Below are 21,138 nucleotides of genomic sequence, written 5' to 3'. Positions count from 1 at the left end.
CTATTCCATTTCTTGCGCGCCCGTGAAATAAAGTTGCGCAACAGACCACGAAAGCGGTTCATCCGAAAACCGCGTCAGACGCGCTTCAGGGGATACGTCCAGATGCAACAGGCCAAACTCGACCCGATCGACCGGAAAATCCTGGCCGAATTGCAAGGCGACGGGCGCATGACGAATGTGGAACTGGCAAAGCGCGTCGGTATCTCCGCACCGCCTTGCCTGCGCCGTGTCCGAACGCTGGAGGAAGCGGGATATATCAAGGGCTACCATGCGGAGGTCGATGCCCGCCTTCTGGGATTCGAGGTGCAGGTCTTCGCCATGGTCGGACTCGCCTCCCAGGCCGAAGCGGACCTTGTCGCGTTCGAGCAGCTTTGCAACGATTGGCCGCTTGTGCGGGAATGCCACATGCTCAACGGGGACATCGACTTCATTTTGAAATGCGTGGCCCCGGACCTGTCCTCCTTCCAGAGCTTCCTGACCGGTGATCTGACCGCCGCGCCCAACGTCGCCTCCGTGCGGACCTCGCTGGTGATCCGGGGGGCCAAGGACACGCCCGGCGTCCCGTTCGAGGTGATGGAAGCGCGGCTGGCCGATATCGCCTGACCGATGGCACAAACCGATCTGACCGCGCTCTACCGCGACGGGCTGGCCCATCAACAGGCCGGTCGCGTGGACGATGCCTTGGTGCTCTATCGCCAGATCCTCGCGCTCAAACCCGACGTGCCGGAAGTCCTGTTTCAACTGGCCCGTTGCCTGTCGGAACGGGATCCCAAGGCCGCCGAGGCCGCCTTTCGCAAGGCGCTGAAGGGCAAACCGGCGGAGCCCGCGATCTGGCAGGGTCTGCACGGCATCCTGAAATCCGGTCCCCGCGCCAAGCTGGAGAGGGAGGCCGCCCGCGCGCGCATCCCGCTGGGGACGGAGGCGGAGCTTCGGCCCGCGCTGTCGCTCCTGTCCAAGGGCCAGGCGGCGGAGGCGGAGGCCGCGGCCCTGCGTCTGATGAAGCTGGCCCCCGTCGCCTTCTGGCCCGCCTACGTGCTGGGTCAGGCCCGCCTTGCCCAGGGCAAGAACGCGGTGGCCCCGTTGGAGGCCGCGCTCAGGGCCGATCCGACCCACGCAAAGGCCCGCCTCGCGCTGGCCCGCGCCCTCTCCGCCGCGGCCCGGCCCCTGCGGGCGGAGGCGGTTCTTGACGGGATCACCGGGCCGGAGGCGACCCTGATCCGCGCGAAAATCTGCCGCGATACCGCCCGGCCCGAGACGGCGGTGGCGCTTTTGCGCGATATCGACGCCAAGGGCCCGCGTCCCGCCACCGACCTGGCCCTGTCGCTGGCACAGACGGGGCAGGGGGCGGCGGCGCTGTCAATTGTCCGCCCGATGCTGTCACACATGCCCCGCCCGGACCTGGCCCTGCGCAACCTGTCCGCCGCGGCGGAGGAGGCGGGTGATATCGCGGGGGCGGAGGCGATCCTGGACGCGGCGCTCGACGCCGCCGCGACGCCGGACCTCTTGACCCACCGCGCGCAACTGCACCAATCCGCGGGCGCGTTCGATGCCGCCGACACCGCCCTGCGCGCCGCAATCGACGCCAACCCTACGGGTGGAGAGGCGTTTCGCGCCTACATGAACGCGCGCAAGGTCACGGCGGACGACCCGATCCTGTCCCACCTTGACGCGGCCCTGACCCGCGCGGATGTGAACGCCCCGGACCGCGCCGCCCTGCATTTCGCGGCGGCCAAGGCCAAGGGCGATCTGGGTCAGGGGGATGAGGCCTTTGATCACCTCCACAAGGCCAATCGCTTGATGGCCAAGGCTTTTCCCTACGGCTTCGACAGCGATCTGGCGGAGGCGCGCGCGCTTGTCGCCGATTGGGACGTGTTGGAACCCCTCGCGCCGGACGGCCCCGCGGATCCCGTCATATTCGTCACTGGCCTGCCCCGCTCCGGCACCACCTTGGTCGAAGGTATCCTCGCCGCCCATCCACGTGTCGGCGCAGGCGGGGAGATGCCGTTCCTCACCCGCGCGCTCAGCGAAGTGATGGAGCGTTTGCGCCACGGCCCGTCGCCACAGGAGGCCGACCTGGCAGAGGCTGGCGCGCGCTACGTCACCTGCGCCCGCCGCCGGGTCGGGGACGCGGCGGTGATCGTCGACAAGGCGATCTCCACCTTCTCCCGGATCGGCCACGCCCTGCGCGCGCTGCCCAATGCGCGCGTCGTGCTGGTCAAACGCGATCCGCGCGACACCGGCCTGTCGCTCTATCGCAACAAGTTTCCCGACGGGCTGCACCGCTACGCCTATAATCTGGAGGCGATGGGCCACTACATCCGCCTGCATGACGCGATCACCGATATCTGGCAGGCGCGCTGCCCTGACCGGGTGCATGTCGTGGAATACGAGGCCCTGACTGCCGCGCCCGAGCCGCAGATCCGCGCGCTCTTGGAGGCGGTCGGTCTGCCCTTCGATCCGGCCTGCCTTGCGCCGGAGGGGACGGAGCGCCGCATCCAGACGCTCAGCTTTGCGCAGGCGCGTCAGCCCATCGGCCAAGGCTCCGTCGCCGGGTGGGAACGCCACGCGGAGGCGCTTGCCCCCCTGATCGCGGCCCTGGCGCAGGAGGTCGACCTGTCGCCCGACGCCACCCCCTGACCGCATCCCCCGAACACACGAAAGGCGGCCGTTCTGGCCGCCTTCTTGCAAGCGTTGCTTGGGTCACATGTGCCGGATGGTCCCCTGGGATCGTTCGCCCGGATTTCGACCACCGCGTTCGGCGCTGATTATTCAGCGGCCACGAGCTTCTCTTCACGCGGCTTCTCCGCGCGCCGGGCGGCACGCACCTGGCGCGCCCACGGCAATTCAATCTGCTCTTTCTTCGCTTCGTTGAGGACCGATTTCATCCAACGACGGGTTTTCATGTGCCTGTTCCTTTTGCCGTGCAGATCATGTGCTGCATTGTCCTGTCTTGCGAACAATCTGACGGCGCTTTCAGGCAGTCCTGGGGCAAATTTGCTAAAGCGCGGTAAATCTTCTGGGCAATATTTGGGCAGGCCTGCGCCACGGACCGGCTTGTTTCATTAGGGTTTTCGTCAAAGCCTTATCAAATTGTGGGCAACTTGGGGCAGAGCGCGCCGCGATTGTGTCCAATTCGGCACCAATGGCCCGGCGGCTCACAAGCGGATGGCAGAGATCAGGCGGCCGTAATCGGCCTCCCCCCTGTGGGTGGCCCGGCGGTAGGAATAGAACCGATCCGCATCGCTATAGGTGCAATGCCCCGTCCATTCCGCGCTGCCGATCCCCGCCGCGCGCAGACGGTGCAGGCCATACCCCGTCAGGTCGAACTGGTACTTGTCCGCCGATGCGCCGTTCACGAAGAACCGGCTCGCCCCGCTATCCTTATCCATGAACCGTTCAAGGAATTCCTGCCCCACCTCATAGGCACGCTGGCTGATCGAGGGGCCGATCACCGCGTGGATCTGCGCGCGGTCCGCGCCAAGCTCTGCCATCTTGTCGAGCGTCGCCTCCAGCACGCCGTCCAGCGCCCCGCGCCAGCCCGCATGGGCCGCCCCGATCACGCCGGCCTCCGCATCGGCAAACAGCACCGGTTGGCAATCGGCGGTCAGGATGCCAAGGGCCACGCCCGGCACGTTGCAGACCATCGCGTCGGCCCTGGGGCGTGCCTCCATCGGGCCATCCACCACCGCAACATCCGCGGAATGCACCTGATGCACGCCCACCAGATGATCCGGGGCCACGCCCATCGCGTCGGCCACGCGGGTCCGGTTCATCGCCACGATCTCCGCCTGGTCGCTGGACCCGCCACCGCAATTGAGTGCAGCGAAAATGCCCGAGGATGCGCCGCCGATCCGGGTGAAAAAGCCGTGCCGCACCCCGCCAAGCGCGGCGGAGGTGATGGGTTCAAGTTGCATCTGCGTCACCGTCATCGGGCGGCTCCAGGGCAGGGGGCGGGGCGGCGTCGGGTGGGCTGAGCGCCATCACCTTGAACAGGGTCCCCATTTCACCGGGATGCGTCAACCGCCTGTGGGCCGCGATATGGGCGTCCAATGCGGCCCCCTGCAAGCCGCGCGCCAGGACCTGCGCCCGATCGGTAATGCCCAACCGCTCCAGGAACACGCCCTGTGGCACGAGGGTAGAGGCGCGTGCCGGGGCCGCCGCGCGCGCCAGCGGACCGAACGCCACATGGGCGGTCAGGTCGGCCTGCCCGGGATTGGCCAACGGATCGGCATAGGCGTGGCCCGCCATCGCCTGGAACGTATCGCCCGCGCTTTCCGCATCGCCGTAATCGACGATCAGGGCCGCCCCGCCATGGCTGGCGATCCTGCGCCCCAGCTCCTCCGCCATCGCTTCCGCGGGTTTGCAGGTCTCCACGATCATGCCGGGTTTGAACCCGTCGCGGACGTCGAGGGGTGCGGGCGGGGCAAGGCCCCAAATCAACGCGCCGTCGCGCGCGCCCACCTGCCGCTCCTGCCAATCGCCCGCCTCGCTCATTTGGAATTGCCGGATCGGCAGGGCATCGAAGAACTCGTTCGCCACAACGAACAACGGCCCCTCCGGCAGGTCGGCAAGGCTGTCGTGGAAGCTGGGGTCATGGCCTTTGAGCGTTTCCGCCTGCGCCGCCCGTAACACCGGCGACACTTCCACCAGGTGCAGGGCCATCGCGTCGTGAAATCCCGGCACGGCACGTGTCGCGCGCAAGATGTCGGCCATCAACGTCCCGCGCCCCGGCCCAAGCTCCGCCAGCACACCGTCGGGCTGCCCCTGATCCATCCAGACCTGCGCCAGCCACAGGCCGATCACCTCCCCGAACATCTGGGAAATCTCCGGCGCCGTGATGAAATCGCCGCCGCGTCCCAGCGGATCGCGGGTGGCGTAATAGCCGTCGCGCGGATCGAACAGGCATTCGGCCATGTAATCGGCGACGGGCATCGGCCCCAGCCGCGCGATCCGGGCCAGCAGCCTTTCCTTAAGCGACACGGGCCCGGCTCCGCGCGATCAGCCACAGACCGGCCAGGATCATCGGGATTGTCAGGATCTGCCCCATCGTCAGCCCAACACTCGGGCTCAACGCCCAGGCAAAACCGATCGGATTGTCGGGGCCGATGAATTGCGGATCGGGCTGGCGTACGAATTCCACCGCGAACCGCGACGCGCCGTAGATCAGGAAGAACATGCCTGTCAGCGCGCCGGGTCGCTTCAGCCACCCCCTGCGCCACGCCAGCCACAGCAGGAGCGTGCCCATGAACAACCCCTCCAGCAGCGCCTCGTACAACTGGCTGGGATGGCGCGCGCAGACCGTCGCGCCGAGGTAGTCCACGATCCCCTCGGGTCCCGGGCAATCCTGCGCCTGCGCGCCGGGGAAGATCACGGCCCACGGCACGTCGGACGGGCGGCCCCACAATTCGGCGTTGATGAAATTGGCCACGCGGCCCAGGAACAACCCGATTCCGATCACCATCGACATGGCGTCGGCGACCTGAAGCGGCGGGGCCTTGGCGATCCGACAGAAGATGAGGGCCGCGACGATGACACCGGCCAATCCGCCATGGAACGACATGCCCCCCTCCCAGATGCGCAGGATCGCCAGCGGATCACTCGCATAGGCGCCCGGTTGGTAGAACAGGACGTAACCGATCCGTCCCCCCAGGATGACACCAAGCACCACGGCGGTCAGCAACCCCTCCACCCTTTCCGGGGCCATGGGGGGCGTGTTGGCGGGCCACAATTCGGGGCGGGCGACCGCTTTCCAGATCACCCACCAGCCCAGGCCCAGGCCGAACAGGTAGGCCAGCGCATACCAGCGCAGCGCGAAGGAAAAGCTGCCAAGCTCGATCGTGAACAACTCGGGGCTCAGCGGCGGAAAGGGAATGGCGGCGATCATGGGGCCTCGCGGTCACATTTTCCCCCTTGGGTGGGGGGCGGGTGCGGCGAAGTCAACCTTGATCCTCCGCGCGCCCGTGCCCATATCTGATCGGTATTAGAACAGGAGTGCCCCGGATGCAGACCCGCAACAAGGTAATGGACGATCTGAGCCAGCTGATGACCAATGCCATGGGTGTCGCCCAGGGCGCCAAGGATGAGGCCGAGACGGCGATGAACTCCATGATGGACCGATGGCTCGCCAACCGGAACCTCGTCACGCGCGAGGAATTCGACGCGGTGCGCACGATGGCCCAGAAGGCGCGCGAAGAAAACGAAGCGCTCAAGGCGCGCATCGCCGCCTTGGAAGCGGGCAAGGGCTGAAGTCACCCGCCGTCCATTGAAGAATGATTGCGCCGCCCGATACGAGGCGGCGTCTTCATTTTGGTGACCCAAAAAGGCACCGCGGAAAAAGTGTTCTCCACAATCATCTGTGGATAACTCACCCCCTTGTGGGCCGATTTGGGACAACCGCAATATGTTGTGGGTAATCGCCCAACCTGCGGAGTCACGCCATTTCCTTCACAAAAATAGTTCTTTACAGCGACTCCCCAACGCATCACCATATTTCGTAGGGATCGAGGTCGAGCAGCCCAGCCCTATGAAAGACACCCAGCTTTTGTGGGAGTCTTGGGATTGAACCACCAAGGCCCCGCTGGCTGCCAACCAGGACTGGGACCATGTCGCAAACCGAGCACTACGCCGATATCGAAGAGCTTCACCCGATCGACATCGTGGAGACGCTGGCCGCCCATCACGAATGGGATTTCGACCGCATCGCCGACGATCAGATCGCCATGGCCATCGAAGGACAATGGCGCACCTATTCCGTCACCCTGGCCTGGTCGTCCTACGACGAGACGCTGCGGATGATCTGCACCTTCGACATGGACCCGCCCGAGGCGGAACTGCCGAAACTCTACGAGGCCCTGAACCTCGTCAACGACCGGTGTTGGGCGGGCGCGTTCACCTATTGGGCGGCGCAAAAGCTGATGGTCTACCGCTACGGCCTCGTGCTGGCGGGCGATCAACTGGCCTCCCCCGACCAGATCGCCTGCATGGTGGAAACCGCCGTGCTGGCCGCCGAACGCTACTACCCCGCCTTCCAGCTGACACTCTGGTCCGACCGGACGCCGACCGAGGCGATGGATGTCGCCATCTCCGAGGCATTTGGCCGGGCCTGACACGAACCGATACCATACAGGCAAGACGGGGAGGGTCGCGCAAGGCGCGGCCCTTTCCCTGTGGGAGCCGGACATGACCGACACCTTGAAGCCCCGCCGCACGCCGTTCGGCAAGATCGTCGTGGGCCTTTTCGTGCTCTTCAACCTGGTGATGCTTGTCGTCACGACCCTGATCGTGATCGGCGCGCTCGCCACGCTCTCCACACCGCCTGAGGGTGTGACACTTCTGCCGGGGTCCGAGAACCCAATGATGGGGGCGGTCATCGCGGTGGGGGCAAGCCTCTTCCTCTGGGGCTTCGGGGCTGGCATGTTAGGGTTCTTGGTGTATTTCACCCGTCCAGAACGGACGTAAGGGGGGCGTTGCATGGATCTGTCAGAGGTGAACCGGCGCGGGCTGGTGATGCTCGGCTGCGGCAAGATGGGCTCGGCCATGCTGGAAGGCTGGCTTGCCACGGGTCTCGACGTGGGCGCGGTCCATATCATCGAGCCCAAGCCATCGGACTGGCTGCAAGGCACCGGCGTGCGGATCAACGGCGACCTGCCTGCCGATCCCGCCGTCCTGATGATCGCCGTCAAACCCCAGATGATGGAGGAGGCGCTGCCCCGTGTCGCGGGTTTCGGGGGCGGCGGCACGCTGATCCTGTCGGTCGCCGCCGGCACCCCGATCAACGCCTACGTGGATGCGTTCGGCCCCGGCACGCGCATTATCCGTTCCATGCCGAACACGCCCGCTGCCGTCGGCAAGGGCATCACGGCGATTGTCGGCAATGCCGATGCGACCGCCGCCGATATGGATCTGGCCGAAGCGATGCTCGGCACGATCGGGCAGGTGGTGCGCCTCAGCACCGAGGCGCAGATCGACGCGGTCACGGGCATCTCCGGCTCTGGCCCTGCCTATATTTTTTACATGATCGACGCGCTTGCCGCCGCCGCCCGGGCCGAGGGCCTGCCGGAGGATATGGCGATGCAACTGGCCAAGGCGACCGTCGCGGGCGCGGGCGCGCTGGCCGAACAATCGGACGAAAGCCCCGAACAGCTTCGCATAAACGTGACGTCGCCCAATGGCACGACCCAAGCGGGGCTGGAGGTTCTGATGGGCGAGGGCGGCCTTGCGCCCCTGATCCGCCGCACCGTCGCCGCCGCCACCGCCCGCAGCCGGGAATTGCGCAAATGAGCGCGGAGATCACCTTCGATCAATTCATGGACGTCGACATCCGCGTCGGCACCGTGACCCGCGCCGAGCCGTTTCCGGAGGCGCGCAAACCCGCCATCAAGCTCTGGGTCGATTTCGGGGCGGAGATCGGAGAACGCAAATCCTCCGCCCAGATCACCGCCCATTACACGCCCGAGACGCTGATCGGAAAACAGGTCCTGGCCGTGGTGAATTTCCCGCCACGGCAGATCGGGCCGGTGCGCTCGGAAATCCTGGTCCTCGGCCTCCATGACACGTCGGGCGGGGTGGTGCTGATTTCCCCCGACCACGCGGTCCCGAACGGAGAGCGCATGTGCTGACCCTGCTTGTATCCCGCCGCTTGCCCGACAGCGTGATGGAGGCAGCCGAGGCGTGTTTCGACGTAACCTGCCGCGATACCACGCAGCCGATGGATCACCGGGAATGCGTGGCCGCCTTGCGCGCATACGACCTGATCCTGCCCACGCTTGGCGATGCCTTCACCGCCGATGCCTTCGCGGAGGCCGGAGAGATCCGGACAGGGCTCCTGGCCAATTTTGGGGTCGGCTACAACCATATCGACGCCGCCGCCGCGCGGGAGGCGGGGGTCGAGGTCTCCAACACGCCCGGCGCGGTGACGGATGCCACGGCAGACACCGCCATGACGCTGATCCTGATGACCGCGCGCCGCGCCGGTGAGGGGGAGCGGATGGTGCGCGCGGGCGCCTGGGACGGCTGGCATCCGGTGCAGATGCTGGGGATGCATGTCTCGGGCAAGACGGTCTGCGTGATCGGCATGGGCCGAATCGGGCAGGCCATCGCCCGGCGCTGCCATTTCGGCTTTGGCTGCCGCATCGTCTATGTGAACCGCTCCGCCAAGGCGGTGGATTTTCCCGCCGAACAGCTTCCCATGGAAACCGCGCTGGCGGGGGCCGATATTGTCGTTCTTGCGACCCCCGGCGGGGCGGAGACCCATCACCTGATCGGATCCGAGCAATTCGCCATGATGCAGCGCCACGCGATCTTCGTGAATATCTCGCGCGGGGACGTGGTGGACGAGGCTGCGCTGGTCGCCGCCCTCTCCGTCGGGCGGATCGCGGGGGCGGGGCTGGACGTCTACGAGTTCGAGCCCCTGGTCCCCGAGGCGTTGCGCGCGATGGAAAACGTGACGCTGCTGCCGCATCTGGGCACCGCGGCGCTGGAAGTGCGGGAGGATATGGGGCGCATGGCGTTGGATAACCTCATCGCCGTGGCCGAGGGCAAACCCGCGCCGAACGCGGTGTGATCGCCGTCGCGTGCACGCGTGCACATGTGGGTTAAGAGACTGAGAAAAAACGGAAAACGAATATGCGTTAACCGTAAATCAACCCACGGACTGCGCCAACCGCCACCCGGCATTGACGCCGCGGGCCTCACGCCCGACACCGGCCTGACACTCACGCCCCGTCGATTTGCGACCGCGCCATTTCCACGTCCGTCGCGCTCAACTCCAAGCCTTGCGCGAGTTTGCGGATATGGGCCTCCTCCTCCGGTGTGTCGACGTCGATGGCAAGCAGCGACATGGCAAAGATCTGGCGGCGGAGTTCCGGATTGGGCGGCACGCTTTCCAGGAACGTGTCGAGGTCCGGCCCCTCTTCGATCTCGGCAGTCAGGAACGCGCGGTCGTCCTCCGTCGCGTCCTCACCCATGTGATCCATGATCGCCGCACGTTCGTCCGCGTCGATATGGCCATCGGCCTTGGCCGCAAGGATCATGGCGCGCAGGACGATCTTGGCCTCGGCCTCTCCCATGATGCCGTCGAACGCGTCCTTGGCATCCTCGATCTTGTCGGTCAGGAAGGCGCGCAATCCGCCGGAATTCCGCGCCTCTTCACCCAAATCGGCGATCATGTCGCCGATCCCGCGCGGCGCATCCCGTGCGGCCCGACGCTCCGCCATGCTCAACCGGCCATCCCCGTCCCTATCGGCCTGATGGGACCGCAGTGAATTCAGAATGCCGCCCTCGGTGTGTTCCGTTTCCGTCCGCTCGCCCGAAAAAAGATCAATCGACAGCGATCGGCGCCGGTCCCCGTGGACGGCGCGGTCCGCCTGCCGTTCGGCCATGCCGCGCGCCATGCGGCCCAGGGTCTTCAGAAAACTCATCGCGTTGCTCCAAAATTGGGAAGAAAAACAATCCTCTCAGCGAACGCGATTCACGACGATCGGTCAACCGGCGCGTGGAATATCGCCCATTTCCTCTCGGAAATGCCTGCGGCACAGGCTGATATAGCGGTCGTTGCCGCCCACCTCGATCTGGGCGCCCTCGCGGATCGCATCGCCGTTTTCATCGACGCGGATCACCATCGTGGCCTTCTTGCCGCAATGGCAGATTGTGCGGACCTCGCGCATTTCATCGGCGAGCGCCAGAAGGGCGGCGGAACCGGGGAACAGCTCACCCCGGAAATCGACGCGCAGCCCGTAGGCCATGACCGGCACGTTCAGGTCATCGACGGCGCGGGCCAGTTGCCAGACCTGGTCACGGGTCATCCACTGCGCCTCGTCGATCAGCACGCAGGCGCAGGGCCCCGCCGCCAGCCGGGCGGCGATCTTGCCGTAAAGGTCATCGGATTGGGTGTAGGTGTCGGCCTCCGCCTCGATCCCGATGCGGCTTCCGATCTTGCCCATGCCCGCACGGTCATCGAAATTCGCGGTCAGCAGATAGGTCTGCATCCCCCGCTCGATGTAATTGTAGGAGGCTTGCAACAGCAGGGTCGATTTGCCCGCATTCATGGTGGAATAGTGGAAATAGAGCTTGGCCATGCCCCTTGGTTTGGCCCATGACAGCGGCGCTGGCAAGACGTTGACGGCATGGGGCAAAGCGGGTTTGCTATCGCGGACCAATGGGGACAGATGTGATGAGTGACACGAGCGGCGAGACGGCCAAGGGCTACCTCAAGCGTCATACCGAGCGGTTGATCAAGGATGTGGGCTATGCCGCCGCCTGCGAATTGACGGGCCGGTCCAAGGCGACGCTGGGGCGATACTTTTCGGAAGCCGACGAACACACGGACCGGTTCATGCCCGTCGATGCCGTGGCGGCACTGGAGGCGGCGTCGTCCTTTCCCCATGTGACCGCCGCTTTGGCGGAGTTGAATGGCGGGCAGATGTCTTACGGGTCGGATAAGCGCAACGCGATGCGGGGGGACAATTCGGGGTCGGTGAACGCCAATGTCATCGCCCTGTCCCAGCGGTTCGCGATCCTGATGGCGGAATATCACACCTCGATCGAGGATGGCGTGATCTCCGTCAACGAAGCGCGGCGGCTTCTGGAGGAGACGCTGGAATTGCAGAAGGTGCTGGTAGAGATGAAGCTGCGGCTGGAGGCCGACAGCCGGAGTTGAGCGGGGTGATCACGGTTGATACGCATACCCAACCCTTTGGTAACATTGTCGAACGGCAGACCCGTTAACCTGCGCTTCACCCAGTACCTCGCCGTGCCACCGACCGGAGCATCGTGATGCGCGGCAGGGGGGCTTTTTGGATCGTCCTTGCCTGCCTGATTGGGATCACTGGCCCCGCCGCCGCGCAGGAGACGTATCCGAGCGACGAGATCTGCGTGCAAAGCATCCTCGCCCTCCATGGCTACGATCCCGGACCCATCGATGGCATCCTGGGCCAGCGGACCCGCGACATGGCCCACAGTTTCGCGGTGGATTGGCGTCTGGATCTGCCGCGCCTGTCAAGTGCCACGACGGGCGATTGGTGCGTGGGCCTGACCGCGGCGCAGCGGGGCGCGGGTCAGCCGCTGGACCCGGCGCTGACCGATGGCCCCGACGCATTGGGCTGTGTCACCGATCCCCCCGATGGCTATGCGCGTGTCATCACCGGCATGGTCGATGGCGACCCGGTGGAGTTGCGCGTCTCGACCCGGTTCGGGGGGGCGGTCGGATCGCTCACGTGGCAGGGGATGGAATTCCTCAACATCTACGACCATGGGCGGCAGATCAGCTATGCGTGGTTCCTGGACGATCACGGTGAATGCCTGAACCCGACGGAGCCGGGATCGGCCAGCGATCTGTTTGCCCAGACCTCCACCACGATCGTGCATGAGATTTGCTCGGACGCCGCGAACCGGCTGAGCACGCGGATCAGTCCCGCCTTCTGGACCCAGCCGGGGCAGAGCGCCTTTTGCGACAATGGCACGTTGGAGGCGGTGAACACGGAACTGGTCTCGGACGATATGCTCGAGAAGGTGACCCAGATCGGGTACGGGGGGATCGAGAACGTGATCGTGTTCGATTCCACGATCACCTTGCACGGGGATCATGACCTGCTGCGCGCGGAGGTGCCGACCGCCTACCTGACCGGCGCGTTCTCCGCGCGCTACCGCTTCGATCCGCGCGACGGCAGCCTGACGCCCGTGACAGAGAGCATGGAAGTGACCCCGCCGTGGTCTTTCGTGGACGATTCCGGCCTACCCGCCATTCTTGCGACGGAGGATGGCGCATTCGCGCTGGGGGCCTACACGGCGCGGCCCGGGGCGCTTTACCAGATCCTGTATTCCGAAAGCTCCAATCCCTTCGACGAAACCAACAAGTGGAACATCGTGTTCAGCGTGGCGCCGGCACCGGCGGGCCGCTACGACTTTCGCACCTTCGGGGTGATCGGCACGCTGGAACAGGTGCACGAGGGGATGGTGGCGCTTGCCGCGCTGCATCCCGTGGACCTCTCGCCGGAGGAAGGGTTCGTGGATCGGGCCGATTGTGACTGGATCGCCGGATGGGCCTGGGACCCGGACGCGCCGGACCGCGCGGTGATTGTGGATGTGTTTGCGCTCGACGGGGACAGCCGGGCATTGATCGCAAGCGTCGATGCGGGCCAGTATCGCCCTGACCTGGAAGCGGCGTTGGGGGATGGCGGGCGGCACGCATTCGAGTTCGAGACCGACCTGATCCTGCCCGACGGCGGGCAGGGCGCGTTCACGATGGAGGTGCGCGCCGCGGCGGAGAACGTGCCCGGCACACCGCTGGTGCCGAACCGGTTCTCGCTGGATTGCCCGGAATGACGGCCTGAGCAGTGGTTGCGCCGCGCTTGTGCGCGTCGCCGGTGGCGGGGGGCAAGCCCCCCGCACCCCCCGTTTTCGATATGATGAGAGGGGCTGCCTGCCCCTCTCAAACTCTCCCCGGGGATATTTTTGGCACATGGAAGACGGGGGGGGGGCGGAGATGTCCGGGTCGGGCGAGCTTGCCGGAGGCGAGCTTTGCGGGGTCAGCCCGCCCGTTCCACGATGACGGAGCCCACGGAATAGCCCGCGCCGAAGGAGCAGATCAGGCCGGTATCGCCCGGCGAGAGGTCATCGGAATATTTCGCGAATGCGATGATGGAGCCCGCCGAGGACGTGTTGGCGTAATCCTGAAGGATATTGGGTTGCTCGCCCGCCTCCGGCACGCGGCCGAGGACCTTCCGGCCGATGTAATCGTTCATGGTCTTGTTGGCCTGGTGCAGCCAGAGGCGCTTGAGGTCATCGGCCTGGACGCCGGTATCGGCCATGTGCTCCGCGATGTGGTTGGAAACCAGGGGCAGCACTTCCTTGAAGACCTTGCGCCCGTTTTGCATGAACAGCATGTCGCGGCGGTCGTCCATGTGGCCCGGGCGGGTGCGGCGCAGGAACCCGTTATTGTTGCGGATGTTGTCGGAGAATTGCGTGGCGCAGCGGGTGGATTTGATCGCGAAATGGGGGCCCTTCGCGTCGTCGGCCCGCTCGATCAGGACCGCCGTTGCCACATCGCCGAAGATGAAGTGGCAATCGCGGTCGCGCCATTCCAGGTGGGCCGAGCAGATCTCGGGGTTCACAACAAGCGCGCGGCGGATGGAGCCGGAGCGGACCATGTCGGCGGCGGCCTGGATGCCGAAGGTGGCGGACGAACACGCGACGTTCATGTCGAAGCCGAAGCCGCCAATGCCCAGTTCCTGCTGGATCTCGATCGCGATGGCGGGATAGGCGCGTTCGTGGTTCGAGGCGGCACAGATCACCGCGTCCACATCGCCCGCCGCCACGCCGGCCATGTCGAGCGCCTTGCGGCAGGCATCCACGCCCATCTCGGCCATGAAACCGGGTTGATCCATGTCCCGCTCCGGCAGCCAGGGATGCATCACGTCGGGATCGAGGATGCCGCTTTTGTCGAGCACGAAGCGGCGTTCGATGCCGGATGCCGCGACGATGAAATCGGAGGAGGAATGGGCCATCGCCTCCACCTCTCCGGCCTTGATACCGGCGGCATGTTCGGCGTTCCACCGGTCGGCATAGGCGTTGAAGGCCACCACAAGCTCATCGTTGGAGATGCTGAGCGCGGGCGTGAAAACGCCCGATCCGGTGATGGCTGGTTCAAACATGGCTCTCTCTCTCCGCGCGGCAGGGCCTTCACTTGCGCGCGAAACGGGTGTTGCGTCAAGGCGCTTGACGCCACGTCCTCAGCCCTCGGGCGCGTGGCAGACGGCCTCGATATTGTTGCCGTCGGGATCGAGCACGAAGGCCCCGTAATAGTGGTCGTGGTAATGGGGGCGCAGGCCCGGTTTGCCGTTGTCGGTGCCACCCGCGGCCAGTGCGGCGGCGTGGAAGGCATCGACCTGCGCGCGGGAGCGGGCGGCGAAGGCGATGTGGACGGGCGGGATATGGGGCGCGTCCTCGCTCAGCCAGAATTGCGGGCGGTCCTGTCCATATCCCGCGACTTGCGCGCCGTCGGTAAATTCTGGCGGTACGGTGAAGAGGTGACGGGAGCCGAGGGCGGCGAGGGCCGCGTCGTAGAACGCCTTGGACCGCGCGAAATCGGAGGCATTGACACCGGTATGGTCGAACATGGGAGGCTGGCCTATCGGTGCTGGTCGATCAGGATCACGTTGCCGTCGGGGTCGCGGGTGACGAAGCTGGCCGGGCCGTCCGCACCGCCCTGTTCCTGCTCCACGACATGGCCCGCGCCGACGATTGCCGCCTTGATCGCGCGCACGTCGTCGAATTCGTCGAGGTTCCGGGCATCCTGGTCCCAGCCGGGATTGAAGGTCAGCAGATTGCCCTCGAACATGCCCTGGAACAGGCCGATCAGCGCATCGCCGTTTTTCATGATGAGGTAGCCGTGATCCGGATCACCGCCCATCGCGGAAAAGCCGAGGGTCTCGTAGAAGTCCCGCGACCGGGCGAGGTCCGCCACGGACAGAGATATCGAAAACGCACCGATCTTCATGGTCATCCCCTCGGGCTGTGATGGACCCGCGCAGGGTACGCCGGTTGCGCCCAAGGGCAAAGGAAAACCGGCGGCAAGGTCGCCCCTGCCGCCGGTTTCAATCTTGCTGCGGATCGCGGAGGTCAGGCCGCGAGGCCGAGTTTGTGGATGTGGATCTCGAAGATCGGGTGCGTTTCCGCGCCCACCACGTTGTCGGTGTAGTGGCGGTAGATCGAGCGCCAGAACGGCTGGATCACCACCCCTTCGTCGATCATGATCTGCTGGATCTGGGCCATCACCTCGGAGCGTGCATTGGCGTCCGCGATGGCGGAGGCTTCTGCGAGGAGCGTATCGAACTCCTCGTTGGCAAACGCCGTCTCGTTCCAGGCGGCACCGCTGGTATAGGCCAGCGTGAGGTTCTGGACGCCGAGGGGGCGGTGGCCCCAATCGGTGGACGAGAACGGGTAGTTGTTCCAGTCGTTCCAGAAGGTGTTGCCGGGATAGATCGTCCGCGTGACGTTGAAGCCCGCATCGCGCAATTGCGCGGCCAGCGCATCGGTCGTCGGACGGCGCCAGCTGTCGTCGATGGAAATCAACTCATGCTCGAAATCCGTCTGACCGGCTTCCTCCATCAGCGACTGCGCCGCGGCCACATCCTGCACCGCCGGGCCGATATCGGCGTATTCCGGGTGGATCGGGCAGACATGGTGGTTTTCGGCCACGGTGCCGAGGCCGTTGACCCCAAGCTCCATCAGGACCGCGTTGTCGGTGGCGAGCGCCAGCGCGCGGCGCACACGGACATCGTCGTAGGGCGCAACGGACTGGTTGGTCCGCAGCACCAGCGAATTGGCCGAGATCGCTTCGGATTTCTGCCAGCCGATCGCGTCCATGACGTCGATGAAATCACCGAGCGTTTCGTAGAGCATGTCGATCTCACCGGCTTCGGCCGCCGCGACATGGGCCGCCTGGTCGGTGCCAAGATCGACGTATTCCACGCGGTCGAGGAAGGCGCCGGTGCCTTCGCCCCACCAGGTGTGGTCGGGGTTGCGTTCCACGACCGCGCCCACGCCCACTTCGAGCGACACGAGGCGATAGGGGCCGGTGCCCACGGGATTGTCGGCCGGATTGCCGGAGAAGCCATTCTGCACGATGGCGGAGGCATAATCCGAGATCGTGGGCAGGATCGTGATGTCCGGGCGCGACAGGTTCAGGCGCACGGTATGCTCATCCACGATTTCCAGGGCGCCTTCGCGGATCGCTTCCCCCTCGATCAGGGCGGCCATGCGCGAGGCCATGGAATTGCCTTCCATCGAGGCATCGCACCAGCGGGTGAAGTTGTAGGCGACGTCTTCGGCGGTGAACGGCGTGCCGTCGTTCCACATCACGCCCTGGCGCAGGTTCAGCAGATATTGGGTGGCGTCGTCGTTGACCTCCCAGCTTTCCAGCAGGCGCGGCTCGAACACGCCATCGGCGTTGTATTGCACGAGATACTCAAGCCAGCCGCGGCTGACATTGGCCATTTGCGGCCAGTCATAGGTGGGCGGATCTTTCAGCGCGCGCACGTCTTGCTGGATGCGCAGCGTGCCGCCTTGCTGGATATGGCCATCGGCGCGCGCCGGGGTCGCCCCGATCAGCGAATAGGCGCCGGCGGCGGTGACACCCAGCGCCGTGGCGCGGGTCAGAAACTCGCGCCGGCCCATCGTGCCGTCCGCGACTTCCTGCGCATAGGCGCGGGCAGCGGGGTGGATATTGTGTGCATTGAACAATGTCACGTTCGTAAACTCCCTGTCGGACCTCTGGTTTTAGCGAGGTGCCGCATGGTCCGTTTGCGACATGAGGGATTAAATGCGACACCGGGCGGGGGATCAACGCCTTTTCTGGCGCGCGGTGAGTCCAGATCGCGATGCAGAGCAGTCCAGATCACGCGCCCGTGTGGGGACCGCGCGGTTGACTTGGCCCCGCAAATGGCCACCTTGCGGGCAAGAATAACAAAGGTTGTTGAGCATGAGCGCCCCCAAACCGTTCTCGGGCTACGAGTTCCTGATCGCCTGGCGCTACCTGCGTGCGCGGCGCAGCGATGGCGGCGTGTCGGCGATGACATGGATCAGTTTCATCGGTATCGCGCTGGCGGTAATGGCCCTGATCGCGACATTGTCGGTCCGCTCGGGCTTTCGGGCGGAATTCGTGGGAACGATCCTGGGCGCGAACCCCCATGTGGCGGTCTATGACGTGGCGGAACTGAACGACGCGGGCCGATTGGAGCGCGCGTTGGAGGATTACGAGGCGGTGGCAGAGGCGGTGCGCGGCGTGGCCGGCGTCGAACATGCCGCTGCCGTGATCCGGGGCCAGGTCCTGTCGAGCTATGCGGGGCGCAATTCGGCGGTGGAGGTGATCGGCATCGCGCCGGACGATCTGGCCGCCGTGCCGCTGGTCGCGGAGCCGGAATTCTCCCAAGGCGCGCTGCAATCTTTCGGGGCGCCCACGGAAATCACACCCGATGTCGACGGCGCCTTGCCCATTCCGGGCGGGCCGGGCATCGCCATCGGATCGGGCGTGGCGCGGGAATTGGGCGCGAGCGTGGGCGACCGGATTCGCCTGATCTCCCCCGACGGGGCGCGCACGCCGTTTGGCACCAGCCCGCGCGTCAGCACCTACGAGGTCGTCTATATCTTCCAGGTCGGCCGGTGGGACATCGACCGCACCCGCGTCTACATCCCCTTCGACGAGGCGCAGACCTATTTCAACCGCGACGGCATCGCCGACGAGGTACAGGTCACGGTGACCGAGCCCGAGGAGATCGGCCAATATGTCCTGCCCTTGCTGCAAGCGGGCGGGGACGTGCAGATCTGGACGTGGGAGGACAGCTCCGGCGCGTTCCTGAGGGCGTTGCAGATGGAGGACAACATCATGTTCATCATCCTGTCGATCCTCGTGCTGATCGCGACGATGAACATCGTCTCGGGCCTCATCATGCTGGTGAAGAACAAGTCGCGCGACATCGGTATCCTGCGCACCATCGGGCTGAGTGAGGGGGCGATCCTGCGCATCTTCTTCATCTGCGGCTCCAGCATCGGGGTGGCGGGAACGTTGCTTGGCGTGGCGTTGGGTTGTGCCTTCGCGATCTGGATCGACCCGATCTTCAGCTTCGTGAACTTCGTGGCGGGCGGCGGGGTCTGGGACCCGTCGGTGCGCATGATCTCCAGCCTTCCGGCCAAGCTGGAACTGGATGATGTTATGAGCGCGGTCTTGCTGTCGCTTGGGCTCAGCTTCATCATCACGATCTTCCCGGCGCGCCGCGCGGCCCGCATGAACCCGGTGGAGGCGCTGCGCTATGAGTGAAGTCGCCCTGGACCTGGACGCGGTCGAGAAGGTCTATAACCGCGGCAAACCCAACGAGATCGCGGTTCTGCGCGGCGCGTCGGCGCGGATCGCACGGGGCGAGATCGTGGGCCTGATCGCGCCATCGGGGGCGGGGAAATCCACGCTTCTGCACATAGCCGGCCTGCTTGACACGCCCGATGCGGGCGCAGTCGCGATTGCGGGCGAGGCCATTACCGGAACGTCCGAGACCGCCCGGACCAATGCGCGGCGCGAGAAGGTGGGGTTCGTCTATCAATTCCATCACCTGCTGCCGGAATTCTCCGCCGCCGAAAACATCGTGCTGCCGCAACTGGCCAATGGCGTGGCGCGTGCGGCGGCCGATGCGCGGGCCGAGGATCTGTTGGGGCGCGTGGGCCTTGCGGCGCGCGCCGGTCACAGGCCGGGCGAATTGTCGGGCGGGGAACAGCAGCGCGTCGCGTTTTGTCGGGCGCTGGCCAATCAACCCGCGCTTCTGCTGGCCGATGAGCCGACCGGCAACCTTGACCCCGCAACATCGGACACGGTGTTCGACGTGTTGATGGACCTGGTGCGCGGCACCGGGCTGTCGGCGCTGATCGCGACCCACAATCACGAATTGGCCGCGCGCATGGACCGCGTGGTGCGGCTGGACGACGGTGTTCTGACGGACGCCTAGGCGCACGATTGCAGCACCCCGGGGGAGGGGGCGGGGCCTGTGGTGGGTGCCGGGGCCTCCGTCTGGCTGCGACCGGATTATCCGGGGCATGAGAAAAGCGGCGCCGCTTCGGGGCGACACGATTTGGTCCACCGGTGTGACCCGGCGGCGGAGTTTGCGCAAAGCTCCGATCCGGGGCCGACCTGCACCCAATGAGGGAGTGGTCTGGGGCCTGCCCTGAATCCAGTGCCAAGCAAACGCGACCTTTTGAGATGGGCCGCAACGATAGCTATCGGGGCGAGTGTATAGACCGGTTTAGGGGGGTGTTGCGCAAATCGCGGGGAGTCCGCGCGGTGCCCTAGGCGGGATGGGCCGCGAACAGGCCGAGGATCTCATCGAAGGTCTGGCCCCGGCGTGCCGGATTTTCCATCAGAACCTCGTGCTCCGCGCCCGCGACGGAGACGAACTTGCCACCGGGCCAAGACGCCATCCGCGTCTCCACCGCGTCCACGGCCACGATCCGCTCGCGGGAGCCGACAATCGCGGTCACGGGCAGGTCCAGCGGGTCGAGCGCCATAAGCTCGGCCGTTTCGACAAGGGCCGCCTTCACCCACGAAAAGGACGGGCCGCCCAGGGTCATTTCCGGGTGGGCGTCGGTTTGCGCGAACATGTAGTCGAACTGCGCGCGGTCGGTGGTGAGCGTGTTGTCGTCGAAGTCCATCCGCGTCCAAGGGCCGGTCGTGGGGGCGTAGCGCCGCGACAGGCCAAGCGGGCCGGAGACCGCCATGACGGCGGGTGTGATGGCTTGCAGGAAAGGCGCCAGTTGCAGGCCCCACATCGGCCCGGTGAAGGCCGCCGCCGCAACGTCGAGGCCGTTATAGAGCGCACGCAGGCCGATGCATCCGCCCATGGAATGCCCGATCAGGTACCACGGCTTGGGCAGGCTCAACGCTTCGATCGCGGCGACGAAGGCTTTCACATCCCGTTGATATTCCTCAAAATCCTCGACGTGGCCCATACCGCGATCATGGGGCGGGCGGTCGGCCAGGCCTTGTCCGCGCCAATCGAATGCGACGGTGGTATAGCCGCCCTTTGCCAGATCCTCGGCCACGAGGCCGTATTTTTCCACGTATTCGGTGCGACCGGGGAACATCAGGACCGTGCCCGCCTCCCCGCCCGGCCAGACGCCGAAGCGCAGGCGGGTGCCATCGCTGGCCTCCACCCACCACGCCTCCGCCCCGGCGGGGCCGCGGGCGAGTTCCGCATCGAAGGGGGCGGGGGTCAGTCCGGTCGCGGTCGCAGCCTCCAGCATCAGCTGAGCACGCCGCCCAGTTTCATCGCCGTGCCCATATCGCCGTCCAGCGTCAGCTTGCCGGACATGAAGGCGGCGGTGGGGTTCTGATCGCCGGACATGATGTCCTGGAAGGTCTCGGACGTGGCGGTCATCGTGACCTCGGCCTCGTCCCCATCCTCGGCGGGGCGGGCGCCGGCGGAATCGACCATGACGGCGCCTTCGCCTTCGATCACGAATTTGGCGGAGCCGTCAAAGCCCTGGCCACCCAGTTTCTCGGAAATCGCCGCCACGGCGGCGTCGATGGTCGCGTTGCTCATGTTTTTGGGTCCCTTTATCCCTTTCATCGGGGTCGTCGCGCAGACTTGATCTAGTATTGCG

24 protein-coding genes are annotated in these 21,138 nt (G+C 65.8%); 12 read left to right on the top strand and 12 right to left on the bottom strand.

What is annotated here, in order from left to right:
• The first annotated feature begins 102 nt into the window (after nt 1–102).
• Both KUW62_RS12330 and KUW62_RS12325 read left to right on the top strand, forming a co-directional pair.
• Nucleotides 103–603, top strand: coding sequence for an Lrp/AsnC family transcriptional regulator (locus KUW62_RS12330; protein ID WP_224815767.1), 501 nt, complete (start codon nt 103–105; stop codon nt 601–603).
• Between the two features lie 3 nt (nt 604–606).
• The gene (locus tag KUW62_RS12325) at nt 607–2,637 is read left to right on the top strand and encodes a sulfotransferase (protein ID WP_224815766.1); all 2,031 of its coding nucleotides are present in this window, start codon (nt 607–609) and stop codon (nt 2,635–2,637) included.
• A gap of 128 nt (nt 2,638–2,765) precedes the next feature.
• Here the strand turns inward: KUW62_RS12325 and KUW62_RS12320 are convergent, their stop codons facing one another.
• From KUW62_RS12320 to lgt, 4 genes are all read right to left on the bottom strand, one after another.
• Nucleotides 2,766–2,903, bottom strand: coding sequence for a hypothetical protein (locus KUW62_RS12320; protein ID WP_224815765.1), 138 nt, complete (start codon nt 2,901–2,903; stop codon nt 2,766–2,768).
• Nucleotides 2,904–3,155: 252 nt separating this feature from the next.
• Complete coding sequence (pgeF, locus tag KUW62_RS12315; RefSeq protein ID WP_224815764.1) at nt 3,156–3,914, bottom strand: peptidoglycan editing factor PgeF; 759 nt, start codon at nt 3,912–3,914, stop codon at nt 3,156–3,158.
• Entirely contained in the window at nt 3,904–4,980 is a 1,077-nt protein-coding gene (locus KUW62_RS12310; protein WP_224815763.1) for an SAM-dependent methyltransferase, read from the bottom strand. Before KUW62_RS12310 ends, pgeF begins: the two co-directional genes overlap by 11 nt.
• Nucleotides 4,970–5,884, bottom strand: a complete 915-nt coding sequence (gene lgt / locus KUW62_RS12305; protein ID WP_224815762.1) for a prolipoprotein diacylglyceryl transferase — start codon at nt 5,882–5,884, stop codon at nt 4,970–4,972. Before lgt ends, KUW62_RS12310 begins: the two co-directional genes overlap by 11 nt.
• 116 nt (nt 5,885–6,000) lie before the next feature.
• On the opposite strand from lgt, the gene KUW62_RS12300 reads away from it, so the two are divergent.
• The 6 genes from KUW62_RS12300 to KUW62_RS12275 all read left to right on the top strand — a co-directional run bounded on the left by KUW62_RS12300 (nt 6,001) and on the right by KUW62_RS12275 (nt 9,562).
• Nucleotides 6,001–6,246 carry an accessory factor UbiK family protein gene (locus KUW62_RS12300; protein ID WP_224815761.1) on the top strand — a complete coding sequence of 82 codons (246 nt, stop codon included), beginning with the start codon at nt 6,001–6,003 and terminating at the stop codon, nt 6,244–6,246.
• Between the two features lie 356 nt (nt 6,247–6,602).
• Nucleotides 6,603–7,106, top strand: coding sequence for a YbjN domain-containing protein (locus tag KUW62_RS12295; RefSeq protein ID WP_224815760.1), 504 nt, complete (start codon nt 6,603–6,605; stop codon nt 7,104–7,106).
• A 73-nt stretch (nt 7,107–7,179) separates the two neighbouring features.
• Complete coding sequence (locus tag KUW62_RS12290; RefSeq protein WP_224815759.1) at nt 7,180–7,458, top strand: hypothetical protein; 279 nt, start codon at nt 7,180–7,182, stop codon at nt 7,456–7,458.
• Between the two features lie 12 nt (nt 7,459–7,470).
• Entirely contained in the window at nt 7,471–8,280 is an 810-nt protein-coding gene (proC, locus tag KUW62_RS12285) for a pyrroline-5-carboxylate reductase (protein WP_224815758.1), read from the top strand.
• Nucleotides 8,277–8,618: a tRNA-binding protein gene (locus KUW62_RS12280; protein WP_224815757.1), complete on the top strand. Its 342-nt coding sequence runs from the start codon at nt 8,277–8,279 to the stop codon at nt 8,616–8,618. The genes proC and KUW62_RS12280 overlap by 4 nt, the downstream gene beginning before the upstream one ends.
• Nucleotides 8,615–9,562, top strand: coding sequence for a D-glycerate dehydrogenase (locus KUW62_RS12275; protein WP_224817111.1), 948 nt, complete (start codon nt 8,615–8,617; stop codon nt 9,560–9,562). Before KUW62_RS12280 ends, KUW62_RS12275 begins: the two co-directional genes overlap by 4 nt.
• Nucleotides 9,563–9,713: 151 nt before the next feature.
• Here KUW62_RS12275 and KUW62_RS12270 read toward each other — a convergent pair whose 3' ends face one another.
• Together KUW62_RS12270 and KUW62_RS12265 are read right to left on the bottom strand one after the other, a co-directional pair.
• Nucleotides 9,714–10,418 carry a DUF533 domain-containing protein gene (locus KUW62_RS12270; RefSeq protein ID WP_224815756.1) on the bottom strand — a complete coding sequence of 235 codons (705 nt, stop codon included), beginning with the start codon at nt 10,416–10,418 and terminating at the stop codon, nt 9,714–9,716.
• 63 nt (nt 10,419–10,481) lie between these two features.
• Complete coding sequence (locus KUW62_RS12265) at nt 10,482–11,075, bottom strand: thymidine kinase (RefSeq protein ID WP_224815755.1); 594 nt, start codon at nt 11,073–11,075, stop codon at nt 10,482–10,484.
• A 95-nt stretch (nt 11,076–11,170) separates the two neighbouring features.
• Between KUW62_RS12265 and KUW62_RS12260 the strand changes: the two genes are divergently transcribed.
• Together KUW62_RS12260 and KUW62_RS12255 are read left to right on the top strand one after the other, a co-directional pair.
• A complete protein-coding gene (locus tag KUW62_RS12260) occupies nt 11,171–11,656 on the top strand; it encodes a hypothetical protein (RefSeq protein ID WP_224815754.1) in 486 nt (161 codons plus the stop codon).
• Nucleotides 11,657–11,772: 116 nt separating this feature from the next.
• Nucleotides 11,773–13,320 carry a peptidoglycan-binding protein gene (locus KUW62_RS12255; protein ID WP_224815753.1) on the top strand — a complete coding sequence of 516 codons (1,548 nt, stop codon included), beginning with the start codon at nt 11,773–11,775 and terminating at the stop codon, nt 13,318–13,320.
• 203 nt (nt 13,321–13,523) lie between these two features.
• Here the strand turns inward: KUW62_RS12255 and KUW62_RS12250 are convergent, their stop codons facing one another.
• The 4 genes from KUW62_RS12250 to KUW62_RS12235 form a co-directional block, all read right to left on the bottom strand.
• A complete protein-coding gene (locus KUW62_RS12250; RefSeq protein WP_224815752.1) occupies nt 13,524–14,648 on the bottom strand; it encodes a beta-ketoacyl-ACP synthase III in 1,125 nt (374 codons plus the stop codon).
• Between the two features lie 78 nt (nt 14,649–14,726).
• Nucleotides 14,727–15,113, bottom strand: coding sequence for a VOC family protein (locus KUW62_RS12245; RefSeq protein ID WP_224815751.1), 387 nt, complete (start codon nt 15,111–15,113; stop codon nt 14,727–14,729).
• 11 nt (nt 15,114–15,124) lie between these two features.
• Nucleotides 15,125–15,493, bottom strand: a complete 369-nt coding sequence (locus tag KUW62_RS12240; protein WP_224815750.1) for a VOC family protein — start codon at nt 15,491–15,493, stop codon at nt 15,125–15,127.
• Between the two features lie 122 nt (nt 15,494–15,615).
• Nucleotides 15,616–17,172, bottom strand: a complete 1,557-nt coding sequence (locus KUW62_RS12235; protein WP_224817110.1) for an ABC transporter substrate-binding protein — start codon at nt 17,170–17,172, stop codon at nt 15,616–15,618.
• A 304-nt stretch (nt 17,173–17,476) separates the two neighbouring features.
• Here KUW62_RS12235 and KUW62_RS12230 point away from each other — a divergent pair, with 304 nt between their 5' ends.
• Both KUW62_RS12230 and KUW62_RS12225 read left to right on the top strand, forming a co-directional pair.
• Complete coding sequence (locus KUW62_RS12230; protein ID WP_224815749.1) at nt 17,477–18,811, top strand: ABC transporter permease; 1,335 nt, start codon at nt 17,477–17,479, stop codon at nt 18,809–18,811.
• Nucleotides 18,804–19,487 carry an ABC transporter ATP-binding protein gene (locus KUW62_RS12225; protein WP_224815748.1) on the top strand — a complete coding sequence of 228 codons (684 nt, stop codon included), beginning with the start codon at nt 18,804–18,806 and terminating at the stop codon, nt 19,485–19,487. Before KUW62_RS12230 ends, KUW62_RS12225 begins: the two co-directional genes overlap by 8 nt.
• Before the next feature lie 337 nt (nt 19,488–19,824).
• Here the strand turns inward: KUW62_RS12225 and KUW62_RS12220 are convergent, their stop codons facing one another.
• Nucleotides 19,825–20,778, bottom strand: coding sequence for an alpha/beta hydrolase (locus tag KUW62_RS12220; protein ID WP_224815747.1), 954 nt, complete (start codon nt 20,776–20,778; stop codon nt 19,825–19,827).
• Entirely contained in the window at nt 20,778–21,077 is a 300-nt protein-coding gene (locus KUW62_RS12215; protein WP_224815746.1) for an SCP2 sterol-binding domain-containing protein, read from the bottom strand. The genes KUW62_RS12220 and KUW62_RS12215 overlap by 1 nt, the downstream gene beginning before the upstream one ends.
• Between the last annotated feature and the right edge of the window lie 61 nt (nt 21,078–21,138).

Source organism: Hasllibacter sp. MH4015, from assembly GCF_020177575.1.
Lineage (GTDB): Bacteria > Pseudomonadota > Alphaproteobacteria > Rhodobacterales > Rhodobacteraceae > Gymnodinialimonas.
Note: the sequence above shows the minus strand (reverse complement) of the source record. Positions and strands in the feature narration are given on the sequence as shown.